The sequence below is a fragment of the Sphaerisporangium sp. NPDC088356 genome (assembly GCF_040685555.1).
Lineage (GTDB): Bacteria > Actinomycetota > Actinomycetes > Streptosporangiales > Streptosporangiaceae > Sphaerisporangium.
This window is the reverse complement of record NZ_JBFBIK010000211.1, coordinates 1-5,960: the sequence shown is the minus strand read 5'-3', so window position 1 is coordinate 5,960 and position 5,960 is coordinate 1. Positions and strand designations below refer to the sequence as shown.

Genomic DNA, 5,960 nt, shown 5'->3' with positions numbered 1-5,960 from the left:
TCTCCGGCCGAACCCCCTCATGCCACATCGAACTCACTCCACGCCGGGGCCGTGGCCGCTCGGGCAGCCATGATTCGGTTTTCGTAGTGGAGTCGGAACCAGACCGGGTCGTACGGCGATGAGAACCCCGATCAGCCCCAATATGACTCCACTGGCTGTGAAGAAACGCGCAACCTCTGGAGGTTGTCCGCGTACCCCCTCCAAGATCGAGGAGTTACCTATGATCCGATACCGTGCCGACTCCGGAATATCCGGATCCACAACCGGCCACTCTTAGACGACGATGTAGGCGCGGATGCGCGGCGGGGCATTATCGATCGCGCGCACACACTCGCCCGCCAACTCCAGCCGGTTCAGATTCCGCACCGCGCCAAGCACGTGCGTGGAATCGGTGCGCTGCTTGCCACCAGCATTGACCAGACCCCGCTCAGTCAGGTGGGCCAGCAGCTCCTCCAGCGCCCGCTCCTCCAGCCCATGGGCGGCCACCGGGCACGAAACTCGGACAACACCGTGAAGTCGAACCCGGGATCGTCCAACTCCAGGCCCAAGCCGTAGTTCCAGTCGATCCGTCCCCGGACCGCGTCAGCGGCCTGCCGATCGGTCAAGTCCTCGGCGAACTGCAAGACCGTCACCAGCGCCGGCATCCCCGGAGAGTCGGCTGGAGCCCCTCGGACACCGAAAGCGCCGGCGAACTGCTCGTCGGCGAACACCTCACCCAGTTGGTCACGCACCATCATCGGCAGGCTGCCCTTAGGAAACGCCGCCCGCGCCACCCGCGCGGTCGCCTCGGGCACCTGCGGCCACGACCGCGGCTGCATCGACACCACGAACCCCATCCTGCAGCCGTCGAGGGGAAGGTCACGGCCTGCAAAGACGATCTTTCACCTGGTTACCCTCCTCCACCGAGAAGCCCCACGGCGTGGCACGAGAATTCGGCAACAGGGTCACCGGCCAGCGCTGCGGCCACGGGCCGGAGCTGCGCTCCTGCAAGGGACGCGAGTAGTGCGGCGCCTGGCCGAGCTGTGTTGACGAAAACGGCATGCGGAGGACCAATTATCTCGGTGCCTCCGCTGCCTCCGCTGCCTCTGCGCCGGTTCCGGTCAGCCCGCGATGAAGCGCCAGCCTTCGGTGACGGTCGGAGCGTTGGTGGTGCCCCGCTGGGTTCCCCGGTCGAAGCACTTCTCGCGCGGTCGGTTTGCGTTCGCCGGGGAGGAGAACACCGTCTGGACGTCGTAGACCACGTCGTACGCCTGCAAACCGTACTGCCCGGTCACCCGGCTGTGCGGGGGGACGACGAGGCTGGCGTTCACACCGATGGCGGTGGTCCGTTCCTGCACGATCTGCGTGCTGACATTGGTCTGCAGATATTTGGTCAGCTCGGCCGTCGCGCCCACTGTGACGCTGATCCGCCAGGTTCGTGACTGCGATGAGCTGAACGTCGCATTGATCGGCGTGTCAAGGGTGTTGTCCACGATACGGGCGTCACTCACGTTGAACGTCGAGGCGGTGGAAACCGCGGTGTATCGGTACCCCGCTAAATACGGGGTGCGGCCGTAGAACGCCAGTTGCCAAACGATAGTGGGGTCGGTAGGGCAGGAAATCTGCGGACCAGGTCCGTCAGCGTGCGCGACACCCGGTGTTACGGTCACACCTAGACCTGAGATCAGGGCCGTGAGCACCGTGAACGCGGTGAGTCTTCTACGTCGTCCGTTTAGTTTTCTGGCCGCTCCCCGCCGGTCGTGCGCTCTGCTTCGAATGCCGGCCAATCTCCACCTCCATGCGACTTGAGTTCAGCCCGGTCCACAAGCGTGGCCGCTTCTTCCACCCGGCGCGCTGCCGAGCCGCTTACGAGTGCTGCATTGAGAGGTACAAACGCATACTTTGATTGCTGTCCGGGCACCTGTCAACAGTCGGGATAGCGCCCGGCCACTCGGGTCTTCGGTGTCTTTATCCAGGCGATGGAAAAGGGCACCTAATGAAGGAGCGGTCCGCAGCGGGGAGTCTCACCTGGTGGGGATGGTGCGCTGTTCCAAGGAGAAGCTCCCGGGGGACTTATGTGTGACTGTGACGCGGAGCCATGGGTGGAGGTGTCGCCGAAAGTTTCCACGTGGGTGAGGTTGAGGACGCCGGCGAGCTTCCTGGATGTGCTCGTCGCCGTGGACGAGGAGGACGGGCATGCCGTACGCGCGGGAGAGTTCGACGACGCGGGCGCGGATGTCGGTGAAGTTCGGGTCGGTGTCCGCGGGCTTGGCCTGCATCATGATGGTGACGCCGAAGGCTTTGGTGCGGCGGGCGATGGCGAAGGTGGTGTCGATCCAGTCGAGGTGCGGCGGCCTTGCGGCCTCGAACTCGGCCAGGCGTGAGGCGGACTGGTCGCCGCCGGGGAGCCGGCTCCAGGCCTGCGTTCCGCAGCGCGCTCCCGCAGTTCCTCGGGGTAGTTGCGAGGTGGTGCCACGAAGACTTCCCTTCTCGATCTGAACGATCAGACCAGGTTCGAAAGTCTCCGGCGAAGCGGGGAAATTACACGTCGGGTCCAGGCGAAGTGGCCTGGACCCGACGTCTGCCATCGGCTAGTGGGTGGTCATGCCCTGGTCCATCTCTGGGTGGCCTGGCCGTTGCAGGTGGCGATGGTCACGCCGGAGGTGTTGCCGGTGCCGGTGGCGTTGAGGCAGAGGTTGTTGGCGCCGTTGGTGATGGTGCCGCTGGAGGTGAAGGTCCACTGCTGGTTGCTGTTGGTGTGGCAGTCCCACAGTTGCACGCGGGTGCCGGAGCCGGCGTTGGTCGGGGAGTCCAGGCACTTGCCGAGGATTTCCAGCCGGCCGGAGTTGTAGGTGAAGCGCTGGTTGGCGTTGGTGTGGCAGTCGTATACCTGGAGCTGGGTGCCGTTGGCGGTGGCGCTGTTGGGCGAGTCGACGCAGCGGCCGGCGCCCTCGTTACGCAGACGGAAGTCGGTCCCGGGGGTCGGGGTGACGGTCGGCGTCGGGGTGACGGTCGGGGTGACGGACGGCGTGGGGGTGACGGTCGGGGTGACGGACGGCGTGGGGGTGGGAGTGGGGGTCGTGGTGCTCCCGAACTGAGAGATGAACTTCCACACTTCGCCCTTGGTCCAGGTCTGGGCGCCGTTCTCGGTGTAGGTCCCGTCCACCGGGGCGGGCGTGTGGCCGTTGTCGAAGGCGGCCCAGACGACCGGGTATCCGGCGCGGCATCCGGAGTAGGCGGTGACGATGTGCGACCGGCTGCCGGAGGCGGGCTCGGGCGGGTTCTGCGCGGTGCAGCCGTTGTTACGCACGAATGTGTCGCGCAGCGCTCGTCCTTGCGAGATGTTCAGGACGCTGTCGGTGATGCCGTGCAGACCCATGTAGGCGATGGGCTGGGTGCCGCCGCTGCATCCGCTGAGCTGCGCGCCGGAGAACACCGCGACCGCGCGGAAGACCGTCGCGCGGCTGCATGCGAGGGAGAAGCTCATGCTGCCGCCGTAGCTCCATCCCATGGCGAAACGCAGCGAGGGATCGACGCAGAGGTCCGACTCGACCTGCCGCATGATGTCGTCGATGAAGGTGACATCCTCGCCGTTGGAGTTCGCCCAGCCGTTGTTGAAGCCCTGCGGCGCGACGAAGATCGCGGTGTTGTTGGACAGCTGCCGCTGTCCGTAGTAGGACCAGGAGGCCCCGCTGCTTCCGCCCGAGTCGACGTCGTTCATGGTGCCGTTCAGCCAGTGGAGGCCGAAGATCAGGCGGTAGGGGTTGTTGTTGTTGTAGTTGGAGGGAATCCGCAGAATGTAGGTGCGGTTCTTGCCGCTGGTCGTGATGTTTCGCGTTCCGCTGGTCAGCGTCGGGTTCTTTCCGCATCCCGCGGTTCCCGCGAGCGCGGCGGCGGTGCCTGCCGAGGCTTTTGTGCTGCTGCTGCTCATCGCCGCGTGCCCCGTCGCCAGGACTACAGCCGCCGCGAGCGCCACGGCCCCAAGGATGGACCTATGCTTCAACATTTGCGATTCCCTCTGGCCGTACGGACCGGGCCGATGTCAAAAACATGTTCTGCGTTCCTCTCATCAGCGGCATCGAATGCCCGGTGCTGTGAAACCGGAACCGAGGTATGAGCGCTAGCATTCAGCAGAGGGTTATCGGTACGCCGCTTACGTGCTGTAAAGGTGTGGTGTGAGGGAGCAAATACGACCCGATTGCGGATGTCAAGTAGCTTGACTCCCGGCCCGGGACGCCGGTCCTGCGGGGTGCTCCTCTACGCGTGCTGACCAGGGAATGTGCACGGCTGCATCTGGCGCACAGGATGAAACTTTCGTAGTGAACAGGTCGATCGCGTGCCGGGCGGAGGGCGGGTGGCTGCCGACTATGATCATGGGATGCCGTCGTCACGTGCTATTGCGCCCCACCCAGAAGTTTTGGCGGAATTCCGATAGTTTCGACCCGGGATCGGCCAATCCCGGGTCGCGTGGGTCGGGGACTGCGGGGCTTACACCCCGGACTGCGGGCAGCTCTCGTGCCTCACCATCGACCACAACCTGGCCGAGCAACTCGCGGTGTGGGGCTATCAGGGCGCCGTCACTGTCACCAGATCCTGGAGAGTGCGCCAGAACCACCGCACTTGGCCATTGACATCCCGGCTAGCATTCGGCTATGGCCCTCCCCCGGAGCACTCGCCAGGCCCTGGTATACAGCGCAACATTCAGTATCGCCAGTTCCATAGGCATGATCGTGCGGCACCTCATCGACCATGGCAGCATTCCCGCTGCTCTTACTGAAGGTGCCTGGATCCTGATCCTCGTTTTCCCCTTTCTCTTCGCAGTGCTCTACCTGGTCTCGCGAGTACGTAGATCGAGAGAAGAGTCGAAGGTCACTCCTCCGTTTTAGGACTCCACTACTCCGAGATCGGCGCGCCCCTCGCGATCGGCTTATGGAGCCTCGGGGCCGGAGGGAGTGATCCCGTCCTCCTCGCTGATCGAGTGTCCCGGTTGAGGCCACCGAGTCAAGGGCGCCTGCGGCGTCGCTACGCGATCAACTTCGTTGACCCTCGATACGGCGGCCTCGCCCCGGGGGATCGACAGCTACGAGGAGGACGGGGGAGAACCAGGCGACGGGCGGGCTACTGCCGCGCGTACTGCAACAGCCCTATAGAACCACTCACGATCACGACCCGCCGGCACCATCCCGGAGCAGGAGGTCGTGCCCGCCGTCGGTGATCCCATGACCGGCGCCGATTCGGTGCTGGGCGTGCCCGGCGGCAACGGCGCGAGCGGTCTGGGCAGTGACAGCGTGCTGTCCGAGCGCAAAACGGACGGGACCAGCGCGTGGAACATGCCGCGCTGGTTCCCCGGCGAGTGCAACGCCACCCTGACGGCGCGTCACAACTGGTTCTGGCAACCCGGCGAGACCTGGAGACCTGCGAGCGAACTGCTCGAGATGTACTACGCGTCGCCGCGCACGCGCGGCCGCAGGCGGATGGTGCGCCTGTGGCCGCGCTACCCAAGGAGCTACCCAAGGATCAGTTGCGCAGACTCCATTGCTGGTTGGCCTGGCCGTTGCAGGCCCAAAGGATGATCTTCGTGCCGTTGGCGGTGCCGCCGCCGTACGCGTCGAGGCACAGTCCGGACTGCACGCCGGTGATCGTGCCGTTCGAGTTGAGGTTCCACTGCTGGTTGGACTGGCCGTTGCAGTCCCAGATGTCCACCTGGGTGCCGTTGCTCGTTCCGTGGCCGTAGGCGTCCAGGCACTTGCCGCCGTAGACCGTGAGTTCCTTGGCGGAGGTGAGCGTCCACTGCTGGTTGGGGCCGCCGTTGCAGTCCCACAGTTGGACCTGGGTGCCGTTGACGGTGGAGAGGTTGGGGACGTCCACACACCGGCCCGACTGCGCGCCCGCGAGCTGCTGGTTGCCGCTGCTCGACCCCGATGTCGAGTAGCCGGCGGCGACGATGTTGGCCTGGACGGCGTTCTCGGTGGCGTCGGTGG

At 65.3% G+C, this 5,960-nt stretch carries 6 protein-coding genes; 2 read left to right on the top strand and 4 right to left on the bottom strand.

Annotated features, from left to right (window positions below):
• Positions 1 to 431 precede the first annotated feature (431 nt).
• Both AB0O34_RS35905 and AB0O34_RS35900 read right to left on the bottom strand, forming a co-directional pair.
• A complete protein-coding gene (locus AB0O34_RS35905; RefSeq protein ID WP_363923307.1) occupies positions 432 to 818 on the bottom strand; it encodes a transposase in 387 nt (128 codons plus the stop codon).
• A gap of 282 nt (positions 819 to 1,100) precedes the next feature.
• On the bottom strand, positions 1,101 to 1,649 hold the full coding sequence (locus AB0O34_RS35900) for a hypothetical protein (protein WP_363923306.1): 549 nt from the start codon (positions 1,647 to 1,649) through the stop codon (positions 1,101 to 1,103).
• A gap of 432 nt (positions 1,650 to 2,081) precedes the next feature.
• Between AB0O34_RS35900 and AB0O34_RS35895 the strand changes: the two genes are divergently transcribed.
• Complete coding sequence (locus AB0O34_RS35895; RefSeq protein WP_363923304.1) at positions 2,082 to 2,363, top strand: hypothetical protein; 282 nt, start codon at positions 2,082 to 2,084, stop codon at positions 2,361 to 2,363.
• Between the two features lie 218 nt (positions 2,364 to 2,581).
• Here the strand turns inward: AB0O34_RS35895 and AB0O34_RS35890 are convergent, their stop codons facing one another.
• Positions 2,582 to 3,985 carry a ricin-type beta-trefoil lectin domain protein gene (locus AB0O34_RS35890; protein WP_363923302.1) on the bottom strand — a complete coding sequence of 468 codons (1,404 nt, stop codon included), beginning with the start codon at positions 3,983 to 3,985 and terminating at the stop codon, positions 2,582 to 2,584.
• 1,213 nt (positions 3,986 to 5,198) lie between these two features.
• Between AB0O34_RS35890 and AB0O34_RS35885 the strand changes: the two genes are divergently transcribed.
• A complete protein-coding gene (locus AB0O34_RS35885) occupies positions 5,199 to 5,552 on the top strand; it encodes a hypothetical protein (protein ID WP_363923300.1) in 354 nt (117 codons plus the stop codon).
• On the opposite strand, the gene AB0O34_RS35880 is transcribed toward AB0O34_RS35885, so the two are convergent.
• Positions 5,497 to 5,960, bottom strand: a 464-nt coding sequence (locus tag AB0O34_RS35880) for an RICIN domain-containing protein (RefSeq protein ID WP_363923298.1), incomplete at its 5' end; no start/stop codon positions are given. The genes AB0O34_RS35885 and AB0O34_RS35880 overlap by 56 nt on opposite strands.

What these genes read in the sequence shown, in the direction of transcription:
- AB0O34_RS35905 (WP_363923307.1), bottom strand. Translation starts at nt 818, where the DNA reads ATGCAGCCGCGGTCGTGGCCGCAGGTGCCCGAGGCGACCGCGCGGGTG.
- AB0O34_RS35890 (WP_363923302.1), bottom strand. Translation starts at nt 3,985, where the DNA reads ATGTTGAAGCATAGGTCCATCCTTGGGGCCGTGGCGCTCGCGGCGGCT.
- AB0O34_RS35885 (WP_363923300.1), top strand. Translation starts at nt 5,199, where the DNA reads ATGACCGGCGCCGATTCGGTGCTGGGCGTGCCCGGCGGCAACGGCGCG.